Origin of the sequence: Mucilaginibacter dorajii (assembly GCF_024808255.1) — a bacterium.
GTDB classification, from domain to species: Bacteria; Bacteroidota; Bacteroidia; order Sphingobacteriales; family Sphingobacteriaceae; genus Mucilaginibacter; species Mucilaginibacter dorajii.
Genome location: NZ_JANTYS010000007.1, coordinates 275,467 through 295,384 on the forward strand (window position 1 = coordinate 275,467; position 19,918 = coordinate 295,384).

General features: G+C 39.4%; 18 protein-coding genes. 6 read left to right on the top strand and 12 right to left on the bottom strand.

Annotated elements, in window-relative coordinates; translation table 11 throughout:
• Positions 1 to 41: 41 nt before the first annotated feature.
• Positions 42 to 509, bottom strand: coding sequence for a YybH family protein (locus FHS10_RS12030; RefSeq protein ID WP_259090853.1), 468 nt, complete (start codon positions 507 to 509; stop codon positions 42 to 44).
• Positions 510 to 576: 67 nt separating this feature from the next.
• Entirely contained in the window at positions 577 to 1,392 is an 816-nt protein-coding gene (locus FHS10_RS12035) for a helix-turn-helix transcriptional regulator (RefSeq protein WP_259090855.1), read from the bottom strand.
• 335 nt (positions 1,393 to 1,727) lie between these two features.
• Here FHS10_RS12035 and FHS10_RS12040 point away from each other — a divergent pair, with 335 nt between their 5' ends.
• Together FHS10_RS12040 and FHS10_RS12045 are read left to right on the top strand one after the other, a co-directional pair.
• Positions 1,728 to 2,276, top strand: a complete 549-nt coding sequence (locus FHS10_RS12040) for an RNA polymerase sigma factor (RefSeq protein ID WP_259090856.1) — start codon at positions 1,728 to 1,730, stop codon at positions 2,274 to 2,276.
• An 11-nt stretch (positions 2,277 to 2,287) separates the two neighbouring features.
• Positions 2,288 to 3,031, top strand: coding sequence for a tetratricopeptide repeat protein (locus FHS10_RS12045; RefSeq protein ID WP_259090858.1), 744 nt, complete (start codon positions 2,288 to 2,290; stop codon positions 3,029 to 3,031).
• Here the strand turns inward: FHS10_RS12045 and FHS10_RS12050 are convergent.
• The 3 genes from FHS10_RS12050 to FHS10_RS12060 form a co-directional block, all read right to left on the bottom strand.
• Positions 3,001 to 5,538: a CHAT domain-containing tetratricopeptide repeat protein gene (locus FHS10_RS12050; protein ID WP_259090860.1), complete on the bottom strand. Its 2,538-nt coding sequence runs from the start codon at positions 5,536 to 5,538 to the stop codon at positions 3,001 to 3,003. The two genes, FHS10_RS12045 and FHS10_RS12050, sit on opposite strands and share 31 nt — an antisense overlap.
• A 789-nt stretch (positions 5,539 to 6,327) precedes the next feature.
• Complete coding sequence (locus FHS10_RS12055; protein ID WP_259090863.1) at positions 6,328 to 8,691, bottom strand: outer membrane beta-barrel family protein; 2,364 nt, start codon at positions 8,689 to 8,691, stop codon at positions 6,328 to 6,330.
• 121 nt (positions 8,692 to 8,812) lie between these two features.
• Entirely contained in the window at positions 8,813 to 8,986 is a 174-nt protein-coding gene (locus FHS10_RS12060) for a class I lanthipeptide (RefSeq protein WP_259090875.1), read from the bottom strand.
• Between the two features lie 194 nt (positions 8,987 to 9,180).
• Between FHS10_RS12060 and FHS10_RS12065 the strand changes: the two genes are divergently transcribed.
• Complete coding sequence (locus FHS10_RS12065; protein WP_259090876.1) at positions 9,181 to 9,579, top strand: hypothetical protein; 399 nt, start codon at positions 9,181 to 9,183, stop codon at positions 9,577 to 9,579.
• A gap of 729 nt (positions 9,580 to 10,308) precedes the next feature.
• On the opposite strand, the gene FHS10_RS12070 is transcribed toward FHS10_RS12065, so the two are convergent.
• The 6 genes from FHS10_RS12070 to FHS10_RS12095 all read right to left on the bottom strand — a co-directional run bounded on the left by FHS10_RS12070 (position 10,309) and on the right by FHS10_RS12095 (position 15,359).
• The gene (locus tag FHS10_RS12070) at positions 10,309 to 10,566 is read right to left on the bottom strand and encodes a hypothetical protein (RefSeq protein WP_259090878.1); all 258 of its coding nucleotides are present in this window, start codon (positions 10,564 to 10,566) and stop codon (positions 10,309 to 10,311) included.
• A 346-nt stretch (positions 10,567 to 10,912) separates the two neighbouring features.
• On the bottom strand, positions 10,913 to 11,542 hold the full coding sequence (locus FHS10_RS12075; protein ID WP_259090880.1) for a hypothetical protein: 630 nt from the start codon (positions 11,540 to 11,542) through the stop codon (positions 10,913 to 10,915).
• A gap of 64 nt (positions 11,543 to 11,606) precedes the next feature.
• Entirely contained in the window at positions 11,607 to 11,939 is a 333-nt protein-coding gene (locus FHS10_RS12080) for a CBS domain-containing protein (protein WP_259090886.1), read from the bottom strand.
• Entirely contained in the window at positions 11,929 to 12,657 is a 729-nt protein-coding gene (locus tag FHS10_RS12085) for a sensor histidine kinase (protein WP_259090888.1), read from the bottom strand. Before FHS10_RS12085 ends, FHS10_RS12080 begins: the two co-directional genes overlap by 11 nt.
• A 411-nt stretch (positions 12,658 to 13,068) precedes the next feature.
• Complete coding sequence (locus FHS10_RS12090; protein WP_259090889.1) at positions 13,069 to 13,803, bottom strand: LytR/AlgR family response regulator transcription factor; 735 nt, start codon at positions 13,801 to 13,803, stop codon at positions 13,069 to 13,071.
• A 467-nt stretch (positions 13,804 to 14,270) separates the two neighbouring features.
• Complete coding sequence (locus tag FHS10_RS12095; protein ID WP_259090891.1) at positions 14,271 to 15,359, bottom strand: acyltransferase family protein; 1,089 nt, start codon at positions 15,357 to 15,359, stop codon at positions 14,271 to 14,273.
• Positions 15,360 to 16,210: 851 nt separating this feature from the next.
• Between FHS10_RS12095 and FHS10_RS12100 the strand changes: the two genes are divergently transcribed.
• From FHS10_RS12100 to FHS10_RS12110, 3 genes are all read left to right on the top strand, one after another.
• A complete protein-coding gene (locus tag FHS10_RS12100) occupies positions 16,211 to 16,735 on the top strand; it encodes a hypothetical protein (RefSeq protein WP_259090893.1) in 525 nt (174 codons plus the stop codon).
• 158 nt (positions 16,736 to 16,893) lie between these two features.
• Positions 16,894 to 17,211, top strand: a complete 318-nt coding sequence (locus tag FHS10_RS12105; RefSeq protein WP_259090894.1) for a hypothetical protein — start codon at positions 16,894 to 16,896, stop codon at positions 17,209 to 17,211.
• Between the two features lie 141 nt (positions 17,212 to 17,352).
• Positions 17,353 to 18,384, top strand: a complete 1,032-nt coding sequence (locus FHS10_RS12110; RefSeq protein ID WP_259090899.1) for a serine hydrolase domain-containing protein — start codon at positions 17,353 to 17,355, stop codon at positions 18,382 to 18,384.
• Between the two features lie 26 nt (positions 18,385 to 18,410).
• On the opposite strand, the gene FHS10_RS12115 is transcribed toward FHS10_RS12110, so the two are convergent.
• Complete coding sequence (locus FHS10_RS12115) at positions 18,411 to 19,916, bottom strand: T9SS type B sorting domain-containing protein (RefSeq protein ID WP_259090906.1); 1,506 nt, start codon at positions 19,914 to 19,916, stop codon at positions 18,411 to 18,413.
• Between the last annotated feature and the right edge of the window lie 2 nt (positions 19,917 to 19,918).

A 19,918-nucleotide genomic window follows, 5' to 3' on the forward strand; every position in this document is an offset into this window, starting at 1 on the left:
GGTTTAACAAGATATGGGTATACGCCAGCCCCCCAGTCTTACTACTTGCTACTATACTTAACGTCGCTATTAAAAATGTCCCTGAATATCTTCAACCCCGTTTTCGTTTTTTGCCACATCTTTAAATAGTTGCCGGTATCAACTACCTTGTTATCGGTACCCAGCACCTCCCAGGTTCCTTGTTCCATTACAAAGCTTTTACCGCCCTCATAAACGTTGCGCGTGGTAAATTTTACGCCTGCTATATGGGTATCGGCAAAGGCGGTTGTAAAATCCTTGACTAATGCAGCTTTTCCGTTAACTGCCGGGCCGTTGGGTGGCAGCAGGGTGGCATCGGCTGTATAAAGATCAACCAGCGCCAGGTCTTTCTTCTTAAAAAGCTCAAAATAACGTTTGTTGGTTTCTGCTATGGTTTTCCTGGCGGTTGTTAAATCCTGACCATTAACCGAATGCCCGGCAAGCAACAGCATCAAGCCGGCCGCCGTGGCGTAAAAAAATTTCATTTTCATAATTATTGGATATTTAAAGCAAGTTTACGCCCCTGCCAAATCCAAAAATTGTAAAAATCGGAACTGCTTAATTATTTAGGGGGACAAATAAATCGGTAGAACTTTCCGCGTAAAAACGGGAAGGTTGCGAACCTGTAAAATATTTGAAATCTTTAATGAAGTGCGATTGATCGAAATAACCACATTGGTAAGCAATGGCGGTGAGCGACAATTGACCTGCGGCCACCAGATCGAGGCTTTTGCGGAAACGGCCTATCCTGGCGTAAAGTTTCGGGCCCAGGCCCGAGTAGGTTATAAAAAGCGTTTGAAGATACCGGGACGATAAACCATGATAGTTGGCTATGCTGTTGATGCTCTCAAAAAAATCGTCGCGCCCCAATGATTTTACAAGGCTGCCCATCAACGCCACCTTAGCCAGTTTAGCTTCCGAACGGTGAAGCAGCGCCAGCAGGTAATGCTCAACCAGCGCTATCCTTTTACCAGGCAAAGGCGCATCCAGCAACTGATCATAAAGCACCCGGCTTTGCGGACCGGCTACATCCCGCAGATCGGTCAACAAGTCATTGAAGTTGCCAATGGGCTCGTCGAAAAAGTACGCTGCGGTATGGCCAAAAAAACGGATACCCAGCATAGAATGTTTGCCAACAGAAGTAAATGAAAAGGGCCGGATGGTTTGTCCCCACAGCTGCACAGCCGGCTGGACGCTGTTTTTACCGTCGATGATCATTTGCGGGGCCTCGCTGCCTAAATTGAACATGATCTCCACATTGCCCGAGGCAAATACGTGATCATCGTGAACAACCGCATCTTCGCTTTCACAAATAAAATAGCATTGCACGTAGTCCTTCAAAGCATCCCCCGGCGCGTACTCCCGATATGGCATAAGTGTTTTTTTAGGTTAAACCCGGCCTTTGTATTAATCTAATATCGGGTATTATTTGATTAGATGAAAGGTGAGTTGGGTATTTGTTTCAGCGATGAGGCATGAATACGCTAAGGAGCTGTTTAAAAACGAAAAGTGACGTTATTGCTTTGTCGCTCCTACCATGATATTCTCGAAAAAATGTTTGTCATTCAGAGTGGATTAATTATAGTAATTATGCGGTTTTAAATTAACCCATCATTCAACACCCTAATAATAGAAAGCATGAGAATAATGGTTTATAAATTACGGGAAAATTTGAAAATCATGCCACTTTGTTCATCTTTAGGCCTTAAATGAAAGACTTGCATGTGTTAGTAAATGAATACCTAAAAGGCGATAATTATGCTGTCGCTGAATTATACGGTAGGTTTAAAAACCGATTGCTCTTATTAGCATATAACTATTGCCAGGATAAAGAAATGAGCCGGGATATCGTGCAGGATGTTTTTGAAAAACTATTGCTTTTGCCACTTGAAAAACGAATACAATATTTTGGAAAAATAGGTGCAAATATTGAAGCTTACCTGTGTGTTATAGTAAAAAACAAATGTATAGACTCGCAAAGAATTACTAATAGCCGGGAGAAAATCTTGTACAATATTCGTTATCCATTTGAAGCTTCGATAAAAAACACTTCAATGGAAAGATTTTGTATGGATGGATTAAAGGAAATGTTAACCAATCTGCAACCAAGGGAGCAGCAAATAATTCAACTTCATATAGATGGTTATAAGAATGAAGAAATTGCGTCTCGCTTAAACATTACCTATAATACGGTGAAAAATAATATTTATGAGGCGAAAAAGAAACTGAAAACGCTTTGGAACTTATTTATGTGTTAATTAATTGACCGATGTATCTGGAAAATACTAATTCCCCCACAATTGAAGAAGTGATTGCCGCATGTAAACCGGGGGTTGCTGCGGAGGTGCGTGCATCACTCAAAACAAAACTGCACAACAGTTTTTCAGAAGATGACGCACTTCAAGGTGCGATAAAATTTCTTGAAGATAGTGACTATGATTTTGATGCATTATACGAATTTCTTGATATGCCAATTGGCCTGTCAGCTAAAAAGGTAACTTCAAGATTTAATTATAAGCATGTGTTAACCGTTGCTGCATCCGTAATCCTAATGATAGGAGTCTGGTGGATATTTTATAAAAAAAATACGGAAAGCGAAATAAGGCGTAATGTATTTCATGAACCGGGGCTGCCTGTTTTTGCAACTATCGAGGGAAAGAAGGATTTTCATGAATTGATGTCGGCATACAGAATGCAGGATGTAAAAACAGGACTTAAATTTTATTACAAGCTTATTAAAAAAGAACCTCAAAATGACACGCTGCATTATTGGGGAGGGTGGCTTTTTTTCATCGATAAACAGCCTGATTCAGCAGTTGTTCATTTTGAAAATGCGGTAAAAACGATTAACGGGAAATATTACTATAAAGCGCAATACATGGAGGCAATTAGCTTATATCTTAATAAGCAAAAATCCTTATCAAAAGAATTATTTAAAAAAATCAAACTGGACAAATCCAGCCCTTACCAAAAGGATGCCATTCATTTATTGTCTGAACCCAATCTTTGGTAATTGACAGGATGTTGTTTTCTTCTTTTTCTGGTTAATATCAACAGCGGTGTAAATAATAAAACAGCAAAATACCAATATTGCCGATGGTTGTCTTCTTCAAGCTTAATCGGCGAATCATCTCCGATTAACGTTAAACCAGCCCAATATACCGGGTTCTTTTCCTCTTCGCTTTTGGCTTGCAACAGGTAATCCTGTTGGGCTTTTCTTAAAGCATCTGACTTTCTCATTCCCAATGCCAAGTAATGATAAAACTTTTCCAAAATAAAAGATGTAGAACGATCATCCAATTTCCAATAAGAAAACAGGCAACTTTTGGAACCTGCATAAGTAAACCAATAAGCCATATTGAGGTAGCTGTCTTGTACCCTGGTATCACCTTCACCAGTTTCGCAGAGTGACAAAACAGTAAGATCGGCTTGTAATTTGGTATTGATAATATCATCCATAGTTAAAAACCTGCTATCCCCTTTCCTCGTGCTGTCCATCGCTATTTTTAGATCCTCTGCTGCAAATTGGTTGACCGAACTATGTCCTGCAAATTGAATAATCCTGGCCTTTCCGGCATTTGCCTTATAGTTGGCGATATTGGAACTTGAATGATCAAAAACATTAAAGTCAAACGCTGTTTTTAAAGAGTTGCCTAAATTCGTAAAAAAGGGTAAACTGTAAAATCTTGTATTAGTGTAGTCAGGTATATAAGCCTGGATATTCGTAGATGCGTCTTTTTTCTGTTTTGCTAATTGACCTCTCAGGCATTGAAACTGGTATGAAAAATCATATCGTATTTGATAATTATTATTCAGATAAGGAAGACCACTAAACGAATTTATGCCCAGTGTGTCGGAGACCATCATGTCAAACTTAAAATATGAGGACAGGGTGGATGGAAATACAAGTAAAGCATTAATTCTGTTATTCAATAAACCTTTTAGAGGTTTAAAAATAACCTGGTACGCAGCGTTAGAATATCCTTTGAATTTAGTCAAATTTTCGCATATATCTGATGCCGGTAAGCCAGCAGGTGTATGTAAACGTCCGAAATCAATTTTTTTTATTGAAACTGTATCGGCAGTTATCACAATTGCATATAGACTTTTATAATAAGATCCCAAATCTGAAAAACTTATTATTGCCTGCTTGGGCGAAAGTTGATGTTGTATGTTTTGTATATCAGGCAATACAGGTTGAGTTATATGATAGCGTTTTTTATACTCGTAATTGAGAAAATAGTTCTTGCCATTTTCCTGTGCTTTAAATGCCAAATCAATATATTTTGGATCTTTTTCAGTTTGGTATAGCTGATAACAAAGCCGAACAATATTATCGAATGGACTTTTTGCATAATTATCACGGAAATAATGTAATGATTTATTTTGATTGATTTGCATCCAGCTTTGCCAGTACGGTGCTAAATGTATCCATTCCGATAGTTCTTCTTTTCTTTTTTGCAATAGTACCTTTCCTGTATAAACACTATCCTTAACAGCGGATTCCCACAGGTATGTTTTTGAATAGGTTAAAGTGTATTTATCAATAGGATACTTTTGTTCTGCCAAAATCGCTTTGGATAACCTAAAATAGTTTTCCGCAGATCTAAATAAGCCACAATTGTAGTTGAGCAAACCGCAAAGATTATTCACAGACACAAGTCCAATATGATTAGATGGATAATGTGTCCTTAATATTACCTTCGCCCTTTGATAGGCAAATAACGCCTTGTAATGTTGTCTTTTAATAATCTCCTTGTTTTGCCCGTTATTATCATTTATGCTGTCCAAAAATACACCACCGATAGTTTGCCATAATAAGATTTGATTATACCGTTCTCTACCGTAGTTGCCATTTACAAGTTTAACAACTGTATTTATTGCCGGATCCAGTTTACATCTATCCAAATCACGATTTAAATCGATGATAGCAGTATAAATGGATACTGGATTGTAATATTTCTTTTCTTTTTCAGGAGCATTGTTGTATAATGATAATGCGGAGTCCAAAAAAGGTTTTCCTGTATTGGGAACAATTGCATAAGCATAATATCTCGCCAAGTTGGTGTAAGCCCTTGCCCTATAATAGGTTTGTAAATGGTTATGGATTGCAAGCTGTAAAACACTATCAGAAATACTTTTAAAATCTTCTATTTTAGATATTCCAAAGTAACATTCCGCTAAAATCAAATAAGCATCTGTCCTTATTCCAATATTTTGAGGGATATTTAAAACAGGTAATACGAGAATGCTTTTCAACTGTTCTATAGCTCTTACCCTGTCGCCATTTTCATTCAAAATTCTTGCTGATAGCACAAGTGCTTGCAATAGGCGGGTTTCTGCCTGTGGCCTTTTTTGTACTTTATTTAAAATAATGTATGCTCTGCGATGATGCCCGGCTTCTATTAATGAATCGGCCTGCTGAAGTTTAAAACTTTGATTTAATATATGCTGAGCGTGGCAAGGTATCTGAAGAGCCACCTGGCTAACGATAATAAGGAACAGGTATTTTATTTTCATACATGAGCAGATGGCTTAAAAGCAATTATTTTGATAATTTTCTCATAAGGCTGATAAGACTATTTTGCTGTTTCCCCTATAAATATTAAAACGGGTCTTCAAATATATGCATTCATAAAAAATATTATTGCAACAAGGGAGAAAATCAAAAGGCCGAATCGTTAAACACAGCAGATGGGAAAAGCCCTCAAAACTCATGTCTTTAAAATAAATGAAAAATAAAAACGTGTAATCCTTCAATTCACAACTATGGAATTATTAAACGTTTTCTCAACAAGCTATCCAGACACTAATCAATTACATACATGAAAATCTCAAGCAAATCATTACACACTAAACAATAAAAATTCAATAAACCTAAACTCCTACCCTTGAATTATGAAACACCTATTCCCTATTGTAATTTCTTTAATCATAATCCTACTTACATCTTGTAAAAAAGACTTGGCTACCACTACAATCAATTTAAAATCCTCAATGGATGCACTTCAAAAAAAATGCAACTCGCTTTCAAATGCCATTAGTAATTCTGATACAACCATTTTAAACCGAAGTACCCTACATTTTGTTACACAAAAACTAAGCGTTGGCAATGTATTCCAAAACATCGCTTTTTACACCTTGATGGTCTGTTTGGTTTGCTTAATAATTATGCAGCTTCAAACCAAATCCTCACTTGCAAAGCGCAGATCAAAATAAAACTTTCCTGGTGGCTATCACGAAAAACTAACCTTTCCCAATAACCAAAACAATCAGAAATTGAGTATCGCCCTATACGCAACACTTGCGCTAAAATGCTCTTCTTTTCTCATCAAAAGATATGTTCTTGTTGTTTCCGGAAACATTTGATCTTCCGAATAAGTAGGTAAGACCAAGACTGAAGGTTTTATAATGATAGTCCGTTCTTTCTGTCTGCACAAATTCACTAAAACGTGCATCATATTTGTTTACCGTACCCAGAAAGTAAGATGGGTTGATGATCAAATTATTGTTAAGCAACTTTAATCTGGCCCCCACCCTGAAATCACGTTGACTGTATGTGTAAGTATTTCCACTGGTTGAGGGAAGGCTTTGGCTGTAGTTCAGATAGAAATTTAACAGTTTAGTTGCCTTGAAATTATTATTGACGCTAAACGATGCAGAGGTTCCGTTTTGGATGGGAATAGCTTCTATTTTGGATTTTGAGGACGAATAAAAAAAAGAGGCTGAGCTGCTATTTTCCCACCAATTAAAAAATGCCCGGTTAAAGGAAACATAGGCCCCCACGTTATCCCGTGTTAAAAAGTTTCCTCTACTTGAAACCACTAATGGCCCCTCAATCGTTGTAAGTAATGAATTTACATCACTGGCATGTTGTGTAAATACAGTAAAAGAAAACATGCTTTTATATAGGTAATTAAGTTCGAAATTGTTACTGTATGAAGGTAAGAGCAGTGGATTTCCGGTAGAATAAGTATAAATGTTTGTATAATAGTCAAAGGGATTTAAGGAACTGAGGCCCGGGCGGTTGATCCGCCTCGAATAATTTAAAGAAAAAACATCGTTTTCGTCAGCTTTGTAAACGATATAGGTTGTAGGGAATAGGGCGCCATAATTACGCTTATTACGCTGGTCTAAAGTAGGCGAATAACCATCCGTCATCGTGTACTCATAACGCAATCCTGCCTTGGCCGTCCATTTTTTCGATAGGTCAGATTCCATACTGTAATACGCAGCCAGGTTTTTTTCGGTATAATCGAAATCATTACTGCGCGTTTGGTCCTGCAGGAGATTATTCTGGATATTATTATAATATGCTACGTTGGCATTGTTATTATAGTTTGCAAACTTAGCACCAGTTTCTATTTTAGCCCATTTATAAGGTAATGTTAAATCTGATTGAATAGACCAGATATTGTATTTTGACGAGTTATTATTTTGAACTGCAGCATAGGTGCTTTCAGATTCAGAAACAAAATTATTTCTTACTTCAGGCCTGTTCGTGAAAAAATTAACAGAACTACTTAATTTCTTTCCGGCCGAATCAATCTTTATATCGTGGTATATATTTAAGGTCTGTGCAAATAATGGCCTTGACATTTCGCCTTTAGTGTTCAAAGCCGAGTCGACAGTATTGCTCGTGCCATAGCTATAATTATTAACATAGGTATCCTTCTCTTTGCTGTGTGAAATATTATAAATAAACCCGATGTTATTGTGTTTGTTTAACCCATAATCTATACTTAAACCGGCCTGCAAACCTGGTGTATTTGATATACGTTGTTCGTTACTAAGGATTTGACCGGAGTTCCCAATTATATTGAGCCAATCGTTCAGGATAGTGTGATAACGTGATTGGCTAAATGTAAAAGAGCTGTTAACTTTTTTTGAGCGGAAAAAAAGAGCGAGATTGTTGTTATAGGAGGAGTAGACGGCCTTCCGATATGTCGAACTTAATGACCCGCGCCAGCCCAAAGATTCGTTTTTCTTTAAAACAATATTAATCAGGCCGGCATTCCCCTGGGCCTCATATTTTGCTGGCGGGTTGGTAATGATCTCGATTTTTTCCACACTTTCAGATCTGAGTGCTTTCAGATAATTAGTCAGGTCGGTTCCGCTTAAATAAATTATTTTCTCATTTACCATAACCCCCATAGCACCTTTGCCCACCATAGAGACGCCATTATCGGATACCTTTAAAAAAGGTGCCACCTGCAAAGCCTCAAAGAGGGAAGCACCATTTGCCATTATAGAGTTGTTCAAGTTAAATATCCATCGATCAACCTTTCGTTCAAGCACAGGACGTTTACTTGCAATGGCGACTTCCTTGAGCTCTTTTAGTTGCTTGTTGAGAGCCACATCAGTTAATTTAACAGAAGAGCCGTTAAATCTAATATTTTTTAACAACTGGCTGTTGTAGCCTATGCACGAAACGTTAAGGGTAAATACGCCGTTATTTAAATTAGTGAGCTCGAAATAGCCTTCTTTGTTACTTACCTCATATTTTACAAGGGTTGAGTCTGTAGCATTTAAAACTGTTATAGTTGCACCTTCAATTCCCCTACCCCCGGTTTCTATTACCCTGCCAGAAACAGCCTGTGCAGAACTTTGATAAATTAAACTTAAAAGCAAAAGAAAACTTAGTGTGCTGACCTTGTAAAAAAATAAATTCATACAAATTTTTATTGGTTTGTATAGAATACTCAACCAATAAAAAAAGGTTACAAGGAATTAATTAATTCGTTCAATATTAGCATCTGTTACAAGTGTTGTACCTGATGTTTTAAATGGAATTTTATACACAGTTACTGCTTCCTGTGCTACAATCTCCTGAATTGCCTGCATAGTTGTTAGAACTACCTCCATTACAATTTCCAGAAACTAACGCTAAATCTGCAACAACTCCTCCTAAAATTTCTTGAAGCTGTCTTTCGTCCAATTTAGAAATGGTTTGTTTATCCAATGCCAATGGATCAAGTTTAATCCCCGCTTAGCGCAAGTGTTGTATGGCTGCCCGCGGACTGGCTCAATGTCGCTTATTGACGAAATATATACGTAACACAGGTCAGCCATCACTCCAACCCATAGCACAAGACCTGCGCCATGTAGAGCACTTCTGGCTGCTGTTATTTTAAACTTATTATTAAGTTTATAAATTTAAACATGAAAAAAATTATACCTCTTTTGTTAGTCTTATTTATTTCGAACGTAGTTACCGCGCAGGTTACTAATGCTCATCTATCTAAAGTGGCGGTTATGACCCCTGCTTTTGCCGATACCTTGAAAAAGAATATAATGGCGGTAATGCCGGCCAATTATAATATTAAGCTTTCTTATATCGGCGTGATATCTGCCGAAGGAAAATTATTAAAGCCGATGGTAACCAAGGAAGTTTCAGATGACCAAAACAGCGACTTTGTTCACAAAATGCGACTTTTTATTTTGGCAGCACCCGCGTGGCAACCCGCCTTAGATGATTTGAATAAGCCGGCAGAGAGCCCTGTTATGTTTGAGGTGGAAGTAAAAAATGGCAAGATAAAGATAGTCGATCGCACAAAATAATGAAGAAATTGCGGTGATCGTCATGGCCGCTGCTGTCATAAACAACCAAGGCTAACCATACCCTGGTTAGCCCCATTTTATACCCTCAATTAAATTCAATTATTAACATTCGCTTTCGCTGGTGTTACTTGCCACAAAATATCCGCTAATAGCGCTAATGGCTAAAGCAATCAATAATACTATCATAACTTTAAATTTAGGTGAATAAATTAACTATTACTATAATAATTAAACGGCTTAAATTTTCAAAAGTTTCATGTAAAACAGGTTGCACAGCATTTTTGTAAACATTTGAATAACACTTCGCTAACATTAAGGAACTGTTAATATTATTGCCACATAAGAAACTTTTTATTAACCAAAATCCCAGCTACATCACATTACTTCTCACATTTAGCCAACTGTTATACAATTAGCCTGTATAATAACTGGTTATCAATCACTTATTAGGATATTAGTTGGGTAGAGTTTTTCTATGTCAATGAATAGTTATGGTATGGGAATTAAAGGCAAGCTTGATTCCCATATTTTTTTGCTCCAGGATGTAATGTGTAGCTAAGACAACATAAAGAGAAGATACCAGGAATGAAGGCAGCCGAAAGTACCCAGCGGCGGTTGGTGATTTTTGAAAACTGCTATGCGAATACTTGTCCCGTGGGGGCCTGAAACAAGTTCAGGATGACATCTGTTTTATTACTTCGTAGTAGAAGTACCGAAAATCCCTTTGCTCTATATTCTTTTCTTTTTAACAGCCTGCCAGTTGCTTTTCAGTTCTTTGTATTCCTCAATTTCTTCGAAAGAGAGTTTTTCATTTACGTTCATTGATTTGCCGTCGAGGCCTTTAATAACGTAATTGCTTTTGGTTGGGGTGTCAAAAAACTGGATGCTGTACTTTTCGTTCAGGCTATCGTTATGCTCTACAATTTTGGCGAATCTTTCTTTAAAATCTTCTTTTTGCGCATTGGTGGCAAATACTTTATCGGTCATATTTTATTAACTCTTTTGGCCCGTTAATGTTTCAAACAGGAGTGGTACAGGTGCAATTTAGCTAAGATAGCTTTAATTTATTTAATAACAGGCAAATACCTTAATTAGCGGGCTTTAGCGAAGAAGCAATCTGGTTTAAAATTGCAGGTAGAAGGGTAGCTCCGATGGAGCAAAAGAAGGATTTGATTATTGTGCTACAAATAGGTAGCCGCTATGCGGCATTCCACCTTGTAAATTTGTGTTATGCCGCATAGCGGCTGCCTGTTTGTAGAAAACAATATACCCTAACGTGCAATGCCGCATAGCGGTTATCTTTTACGGGCCGGATACTACCAAAAAGAAGTAACTAAGAAAAATCTTCCCCTTCTATTGATGATAGTTCATTAACGTTTACTTTGGGAGTTGTATAATTCCTTTCCGGCAAAGCTGGTAATTGCTTCTGCGCACGCGATGCAAAGCTCAATTTATAGCCTATATTGTCTTCGGTTGTCATCAAAACAAAATCGTATTCAGTATCTATTTTGGGTAGAAACAACATTGCTTTTTTGCTTACAGCTCCGGATTTAATCCAATAATCGCCCGGGCTTGTGGTGGTCCAGCCGGTAACTTCAGGATTGATATTTAAATCCTCCGGATAAGCCAGATAATTTACGAAGAAGCAGAGTATCCTAAATTCAACATCATAAGGAAAGGTGATAGCAAACTGACCCTCGGCTAATTTTATCAGCCTTGGTAAAGCCGCCCAATCTTTTTGATTGTACATATTGCAAAAGCCGGTTATTGCATTTTTAACATCTTCATAAGATATTTTACCTACAATAACCTGCTTATCATTTGTTATTTCCTGATTGGGTTTACTGCCTGACAAGGGTCTTGATGTGTTTTTTGCCCCATCGTTTTTAAACAGTGATGGGGCAAATTTCATTAAAACAATAGTCACCAAAATAAGAGCCCCAATTGAGAAAAGTATATTCATGATCATTTAGGTTGCAGTGCTAAGATATTTAAAAGAAAACATTTGCACCTACTCCCACACACTTTTACACATCAGCAAAAAACCTAAAATACAACACGCCTGCAAAATCGTCACCATCATAAACCGGCAAACATTCGGTTTGGGCCTGTTTCATAAGCTCCAACGCTTCAAAAACTGTTTGGCCGGGGGCAATAACCGGTTTTAAAAAATCACAGTCAATCACTTGCTGATGAGTGGTATTTTCAACATCTTTCGGTGTAATGATACCAACTACCTTCAGGTGCTCATCCATTACCGCGTAGTAATCCCTCATGGCAAACCACATGTGCATTTGCCGGGTATCTTCTAAAATAGATACCGTAAGATAGTCCTTGTCTATAAGCAAATCAATTTTCATGCAGCAACAGAATATCTTGTGGTATTGAATAATAAAATACTGTGCCTTTACCATATATGGATTTTGCCCAAACGCGGCCATTCATGCTGTTGATCATATCCTTGCAAATACTCATGGCTATCCCTGCCCCTTTAAGGTGGCTGGTAAACGATGTATCGGTTTCGTGCACTGCAAAAAGCGACCTGATCTGCTCGCTTGTCATCCCTTTACCATGATCTCTGAACGCTACAGTAAGCCAGCCATTGCTGGTACTACAGGTAACCTCGATAACACCACCCGCCGGCGAATGCTTGGTGGCATTGCTTAAAATATTGCGGTTAATAAACTGAAGCATCTCTTTTGGGCCCCAGATCACCTGGTTATCCGGGATAAAATTATGCAGTGTAACGCTCCTGTTAACCTGCTCATGCAGGTACAGGCCGTTTGCTTCGGTAATCATCTCGGCCAGTAAAAATGGTTGAGCTTTATAATCTATGCCATCCTTATTGGCTTTATACCATAACAGCAGGCCATTTAAAAGCTCAATACTTATTGATGCTGTGTAATGTACGGCTTCAAACACCTGTTGGAGCTCGGCATCGGTAAACGAGCGGCGCGACTGTTTAACCATATCTGCAATGGCGATGAGCGAAGCAAAGGGTTGCCTGAGGTCATGTGCCAACACAGAAATGAGCATATCGTTAAATTTTTCAGAGACGTTGGTAGTTTGTAGCTTCATGTGTACGGGGGTTAAACTTTGCAATTAGATTTTCATTCGGGGGCGATTGCGCCTTTTGTGCTCATATTTTGATGTGATAAAACTTATCGGTTTTTCTTTATGGTTAATAAGCGTCAATCTCATTTTCGAAACGGAAACGATACCGGTTCCCTTTCTTCTTACTAAAGAAATACAACAAAATGAATCTGTGCTGATGGTTTCGTTAGAAACGGATTTATAACCGACAGAAAACGAGAGGAGCTTGCCTGCCAGTTCAAAAACTACCAAGCCCGGCAAAAGTGCCGCTACAACCACTGGTTGTTGCCATTTTAAACCATGTGGAACTAAAGAAAAGGAGGAGGTTTATCCGATGAGATAACCGCCCCGGCCGACAAAACTACCAGGGCGTTCGATAGAAGCAAAATTAGCCGACTAAAGCCATTGGGCTATAAAGTCTTTAAATTCGGCCCGGTATTGCTCAGTTACCGGGATCATAGCTTTATTGATATGAATAGTATGGTGGTGAATGGTTTCTATCTTATCCAACGACACGATAAAAGACCGGTGAACACGCATAAAAGAGTTTGGGGGCAGCTTTTCGCCAATGCTTTTTAATGTGGTAAGGGCCTTAATTACCTTGCCGTCCATAGTGGTATAAACCATTACATAGTCTTTATAACTTTCTATGTAAAGGATATCTTTTAAATAAACACGTACAATATCGTGTTCTACCTTAAGTAAAATAAAATCGTTGAGCCTGTAAGTACCCGAAGAAACGGGCTGGTGTGATAAACTTTCAAAATAACGACGGGCTTTATGCGCGGCTGCCAGCAAGCCTTCAAAAGTTACCGGCTTAACCAGGTAGTCAAGCGCGTTTACCTGGTAGCTTTCAACCGCGAAACGATCAAACCCGGTTATAAAAACAATTCGTGGCGCTGCATCGCCTTTATTGGCATGAAGTAGGCGGGCCATATCGATGCCGTTTAATTCGGGCATGCCGATATCCATAAAAATTAATTGTATATCAAGGGTTTCTAATAAAGCCAATGCCTCAATAGGCGATTGCTGCGTAGCTAATAAATTTAACAGGGGGATTTGAAGGATGTATTCTTTGAGATAGCTGATCACTATTGGATCGTCGTCCAGGATCATACAATTAATAGTCATAGTCCAGTATAAGTTAGGTAGATGGCAACCTGTTGCACAGCAATCAAAACGATGAACCTGCAGGTGCAACAGCTTACAACCTTTTGCTATGATACAAAAGCCACGCCACTTGGTATTAAGCCGGCGGCATTATGTATAAACAAACACTAAATAACCTATTGGGGAACAAGGTGCGTAAAACGAGGAAAAATATCCAACATACAGGTAATACATCATCAATTGTGCCCTTTTTTGATGGATGTTGTGTTATAAGAGTATGTTTTTTTGAGTCGGAGGTGGATCAAAAAAATATTGTTTTTTTTGCAAAACAATTATGGCACTTGTCTGTATTTGTATACATTTTATTTTTTACATGACTACATAATTATATTAATGAGGCAGGCAAGCCCCCCTTAACACCAATCTCCCCTCGCCCCCAAAACGATTAAGAGAGTGCCTTACAGAAAGGTTTGATATGTTCAGGTATCTCAATCTATCTTCCGTTTGCTGCTCAAATATTTGCGCACCGGTATATCAAAATAGGTCATTACCAAATAAGCGATAGTTACTAAAAAGATCTCGGACACGATGATGATCAGCGATAACTTCCCCGCTCCCGGTTTATGGGCGGTATAATAGTTAGCGAATACCCAGATAAAGGCATAATGTGTCATATAAAGCGGGTATGAGATATTGCCCGAGAATACACAGAACTTTTTGAAACCCTCGCGCAGCCTTGCACCCGCCCCTAAAGCTATCAGTAAGGGAAAGTATAATAACACTACCAATGGCTCGGTAAGCCAGTTCCATGATTGGGAAAAGGGCAGTAAAAAAGCAAAAGTCAGTAATACAGATACGCCGATAAAGCCAAGCTTATTTTTAATAACCCAGTTAAAGCGGTACACCAGCATGCCCGCTAAAAACGAGTACGAAATACGCACAGCGCCATCCCAAAATGTACCTGTGCTCCAGCCGCCCATCAAATTGCCCGATTGCCGGGCCACATAGCAAATCCCCGCCGCCGAGATCACAGTCAGCGCAAGCAGGTACCGTTTCTTAAGTCTGCTTAGCACAAAGGCGTAAACTATATTGGCAACATATTCCCAAAACAGCGACCATGCCGGTGCGTTGAAACCAAACAGGTTAAAATACCTATCGGGCATTCCACCAATAGGGATCATTAAAGCAGAACACCCAACCAGCACAACCAGCCTGCCCACGCTATACAATTCAGAGTGGCCGCCAAAAGGGTCAAAAAGAAAGGTAAGTAAGCCCAATATCGATCCGAAAACTACCAGCGGATGCAGCCTGATGATCCTCGATTTAAAAAATTCCAAAACCCCCATTTTGCTGATCCTATCGTCATAAGCATAAGCGATCACAAAGCCTGATAAGCAAAAAAAGAAATCGACAGCGAGGAAGCCATGCCCAATGAAGTCCTGGCTGTAATCGCTATAAGCCACCTCCATAAAATGGAACGTAACCACCGCCAGCGCGGCTATCCCCCTTAAGCCATCTAAAATTTCAAAATGTTGCCTGGTTTTTAAAACATCGGGAGATAGTTGTTTTTCGCTCATTTGATCGTATTTGTTATACACCTTATTTGGGGCGGTACCGCAAGAATACCAAATAACATGGCGCATCACAAATTTGATGGGGTAAATTGAAGGAAATCACTTTTAATATTCAACTTTATTTTCTCGCAAGCTGAGCGTTGAATAAACACGAATTTAACTGCCCGTAAGATAGATTATAGCTAATTTCACGAATTTTTTCATTTCACATTTTAAGTTTTGCTACAGGGCAAACGCATCTAACCAGGGTTAACATAACTTAACACATTTCAGATATGTAAATTATAAACATCTAATAATCAATGTTTTATATTTTTACAAGGTTAACATTAAACTGATGTATGGCGCAGTTTAGGCGCAGCCAAATACAAATGCCTTCGATACCTGGATCATTTAACCAGGACCAGGCAATAAAAACAAGTTGATGCTTATACCGTCCTTACGCATTAAGCTTATCCCCGTTAATTATTTAGATGCGTTTGCCCTGATTTGTGCCATCAATCAATTCCAAAATTCGTGAAATTCGATTAAATTGTAACCGAGTCGGCGGGCATTCGTGTCTAATTCAAAAAAAAGTGCCTTAAGATGACACGAATTCATTACTTGTGGGTAAAAGCGATTTCCCAGGAGTAAATTGTGGAGCGATTATAAAAATTTTCCTACCTTGCACATCACGAGCGGCGCACCGCTCATTAGCAACAGATGTATACAACTCAATTAAACAACGTCATTATTATTACTGTCATTTTAAAAGATGAAGGGTGATATTGATTTGCTATAAATAAAATAGAAAATTTTTAAAAGCCCTCTTCAACCAGAGGGCTTTTTTTTTACACCATAAATTCCCAGTCAACATGAAAAAAGCTACCAACAATTTGTTCAAAAAGTACATCATCGCGGTTTATGCCGATGATAAAAAAGGGCTGTTAAACCAGCTGTTGATGATCATCAACCGTAAAAGCTACGAGGTTTGTTCGCTCAATGTTTCGCGTACCGATATGCACGACGTTGTGCTGATTGCCATGGAGGTAATGCTGCCCCCTGCCGATGTGTATTTTATCACCCAAAAAATGAATAATATCATTGAAGTTTATAAAACGATAAGCCACCCGGTTGAGGAAAAGCAATTATTAAGAATCGGGCAATACAAAATAGCCAAGGATCATCTTTCGTCTGTTGCGCATGGCCTGCACCGCTATGGTGCAAGTATAACCGAGATCCTTGATGATTCGTTCATCATCCAACGCACGGGCACCGCATATGATTTAAATGAGTTGTTAAACCATCTTGACGGTGAGCACCTGCTTAGCTATTGCTCAAGTCCGCTTGTTTCGGGGCAAAGTTTAATTTCTATTGACGAGTATTTTGTTTCGGCTTAAGCAGGTAGGTTCATAGTTTAACTCAATGGCCGGTATCGGGTTTTCATGAGCAATACAGACTAATTCGTCAGTTTTCAAATTACAACCTATGGGAATATTTTGACTTTTAACTTGCATTGTTATATTTGAGAATATCCTATTCACTCTAAAGTTTGTATATGTTTTACTTATTGGTTATCGCGGCGATAGTTTTTTTTATTGCCCACGTGTCGCTTCTGGTTGCCTCATTTACCGGGTCAACATTTGCTACGTCGCGCTATTTTTATTCGCACTTAACGTTGTGGCTTACTGGTTTAACCATATTTGTGGCGACTATTTTATTCAGCGGCACAGGCCAATCGCAGTTCCTTGATTATTTTGATAGCATCCTGAAAAAGGTGATGATCCTGGTGGTAACTGCTGCGCTTTCGCTTGCGGCACATAGCATTGTAACCTACCTGGTGTTACCATCTATCAGGAAAGATAAAAGCTTTTAAGGTATACACCGGAGGGCTCGCTAATAAAAGTCCGTTGTGAACCATAAGATTGGCACAGGCAAAACTTTGAGAGCCTGTAATAAGCAGCGCGTAACGAAATGAAGTGGTACGGCGTCTTGTAAGCAATTAATCATTGCTACCATGAAAAAGTATTTATTTCAATTGCCCATACTCCTTTTACTTGCTTTAACAGTTAAGCCGGCATCGGCACAAACAATTGTACCCCTCAGCTGCCTGGATAGCATCCCCGCCTGGATGCAACAACATCATGTGCCGGTTATCGCGGCCAGTATTTTGGAAGATGGAAAAATAAAACAGACAAAAAGTTTCGGCAACCTGGAGAACGGTGCAGTTGCATCTTTAAACACGCTTTTCAATGTGGCATCGCTAACCAAACCTATTACCGCCCTTACCGTTTTAAAACTGGTAGACGCCGGCAAATGGAGTTTGGACGAGCCTTTGGATAAGTACTGGATAGATCCTGATGTAAAGGACGATCCCCGTTATAAAAAGCTAACCACCCGCATAGTGCTGAGCCACCAAACCGGCTTCCCCAACTGGCGATCTGGAAAACTGGTTTTTATGTTTGAGCCTGGGACTAAATACAGCTACTCGGGCGAGGGTTTTGAATACCTGCGCCATGCTTTGGAGCACAAGTTTAACCGCACACTGCAACAACTGGCCTATTCGGTTTTATTTAAACCATTGGATATGAAGGATACCCATTACGGCTGGAGCAAGCAAATGGATTCTACCCGTTTTGCCGACCCGCATGATAAAAATGGTGCGCTGATAAAAATGACCAAAAATACCGCCATCATATCTGCCGATTGGCTGGTAACCACCATTGGCGATTACTCCAAATTCGCGCAATCGGTTTTAAATCAAAAAGCATTATCCCAAAAGCTGTTTGCCCAAATGGTTACCCCGCAGGTGCAAATGGAAGGCAAGCCTAAAGAAAACATGGGCCTGGGCTGGGAAGTAATGACGCCATTAGAAAACGGCGAATACCTGATTATGCATACCGGATCTGACGATGGGGTTAAAACACTTATCATTTTGCTGCCTCAATCTAAAAGGGGCATCATTTTATTTACCAATGGCAATAACGGCTTTGATATCATCATCAAAACTATTAGGGAAGCTTTTCATATCAAAGAGCTTGCGCAATGATATTTTTTGAGCATAACCCAACTTCACTACCTGAGCACAGTTAAACTCCCGGATAATGCCTTGCTACCTTCTTTAAGATCAATAATATAATAGTAAGTACCCGAGGGGATCGCCACCCCGTGGTATAAGCCATTCCAGACCACCTGGTAACCGGTTGATGAATATACCTTTGCACCATATCGGTTATAGATAGCTACCGTACAATTAGCATAATTATCAATATTTTTAATAACCCAGGTATCATTTGTACCGTCGCCATTGGGGCTAAAACTATTGGGTATAACAACGGCGGGTTTATTGGTAGGATTTACCGTAATCGTATACTTTACCGGGAAAATACTACAGCCATACCCGGCAGTAACAAAGCTGCCAAATGAACTTGGATCCTGCCCTACCGGCACGGTAGCCAATGTACTGTTATTGGCTGTGTTAATTACCAGCACCGTGTTTGCCTTGGTATCGCCGGTATATAGCTTGCTGCCATCCGGACTAAATGAAATTCCGGCTGATATAGCGCCAAGCGTGATGGTTGAAACTATGGTATTACTTTGCGCGTCAATTACTGTTATACCTCCCTGCCCCCGGTTTCCACCAAGGCAGGTAACATACACCTTGCTGCCATCAGGATTTACAGCAACCCCTATAGCCGATTTGCCTACATTTATTTTGGCGACTATATCATTATTTCCGGTATTGATGACGGTAACGTCGCTTGTGCCGTCGTCAAGGTTTTGCATACAGGCAACATACACCCTTTTACCATCCGGACTAATGGCAACGCCGCCCGGATAGGTGCCTACAGGTATAGTGGCTATTACATCTCCTGTTGCTGTATTAACTGCCAGCAGGTTGCTTACAGCCAGCCCCGAACCAAGTAAACTTGTATATATGATTTTGCCATCCGGGCTGATAGCCAGGCCATATGGTACGCCAGGGAGGGGTATATATTTATCCACTAAGCTTGTTGATGTGTTTATAACGGCAACATTTCCCGCGTTTTCGCTTGCTACGTATAATTCTCGTCCATCACGGCTGGTAACCAGGCTAATAGGGCCATCGCCTACCTGGATGGTGTTAATAATACGGTTGGTTCGGGTATCAATTACCAAAACATTACCGTCGCCAAGGTTAGCTACATAAGCCCTGGTACCATAAGGATCAACAGCTACACCATAAGGCGCAAAGCCAGTTGCAGGTAAGGTACTAACCTCTTGTGTTTCGGTATTGATGATTGATATTGAGTTGTCGTGGTAATTGGCTATATAAGCATATCCCTGCGATATAGAAGTTGCGGTTATGGTAGCCGTGATTGGACTATTTCCTGTATTTACAGCCGTAAACGGAGCTATATTACCAACTCCCGAAGCTGGCAAGCCAATGGCCGGGTTACTGTTTACCCATTGATAAATACAGCCCTCGCCCGGAAAATTAATAGCTGTTGTAGCCGAGTTATTAATTACCGTTTGACCATTTTGGGCATACATTTTAAAGGAAAGCAGTAATGGTAAAACGAATAGAACAAATTTATACATGT

Coding starts and splice junctions, on each gene's coding strand:
- FHS10_RS12030 (WP_259090853.1), bottom strand. CDS start 509: ATGAAAATGAAATTTTTTTACGCCACGGCGGCCGGCTTGATGCTGTTG.
- FHS10_RS12035 (WP_259090855.1), bottom strand. CDS start 1,392: ATGCCATATCGGGAGTACGCGCCGGGGGATGCTTTGAAGGACTACGTG.
- FHS10_RS12040 (WP_259090856.1), top strand. CDS start 1,728: ATGAAAGACTTGCATGTGTTAGTAAATGAATACCTAAAAGGCGATAAT.
- FHS10_RS12045 (WP_259090858.1), top strand. CDS start 2,288: ATGTATCTGGAAAATACTAATTCCCCCACAATTGAAGAAGTGATTGCC.
- FHS10_RS12050 (WP_259090860.1), bottom strand. CDS start 5,538: ATGAAAATAAAATACCTGTTCCTTATTATCGTTAGCCAGGTGGCTCTT.
- FHS10_RS12055 (WP_259090863.1), bottom strand. CDS start 8,691: ATGAATTTATTTTTTTACAAGGTCAGCACACTAAGTTTTCTTTTGCTT.
- FHS10_RS12065 (WP_259090876.1), top strand. CDS start 9,181: ATGAAAAAAATTATACCTCTTTTGTTAGTCTTATTTATTTCGAACGTA.
- FHS10_RS12070 (WP_259090878.1), bottom strand. CDS start 10,566: ATGACCGATAAAGTATTTGCCACCAATGCGCAAAAAGAAGATTTTAAA.
- FHS10_RS12075 (WP_259090880.1), bottom strand. CDS start 11,542: ATGAATATACTTTTCTCAATTGGGGCTCTTATTTTGGTGACTATTGTT.
- FHS10_RS12080 (WP_259090886.1), bottom strand. CDS start 11,939: ATGAAAATTGATTTGCTTATAGACAAGGACTATCTTACGGTATCTATT.
- FHS10_RS12085 (WP_259090888.1), bottom strand. CDS start 12,657: ATGAAGCTACAAACTACCAACGTCTCTGAAAAATTTAACGATATGCTC.
- FHS10_RS12090 (WP_259090889.1), bottom strand. CDS start 13,803: ATGACTATTAATTGTATGATCCTGGACGACGATCCAATAGTGATCAGC.
- FHS10_RS12095 (WP_259090891.1), bottom strand. CDS start 15,359: ATGAGCGAAAAACAACTATCTCCCGATGTTTTAAAAACCAGGCAACAT.
- FHS10_RS12100 (WP_259090893.1), top strand. CDS start 16,211: ATGAAAAAAGCTACCAACAATTTGTTCAAAAAGTACATCATCGCGGTT.
- FHS10_RS12105 (WP_259090894.1), top strand. CDS start 16,894: ATGTTTTACTTATTGGTTATCGCGGCGATAGTTTTTTTTATTGCCCAC.
- FHS10_RS12110 (WP_259090899.1), top strand. CDS start 17,353: ATGAAAAAGTATTTATTTCAATTGCCCATACTCCTTTTACTTGCTTTA.
- FHS10_RS12115 (WP_259090906.1), bottom strand. CDS start 19,916: ATGTATAAATTTGTTCTATTCGTTTTACCATTACTGCTTTCCTTTAAA.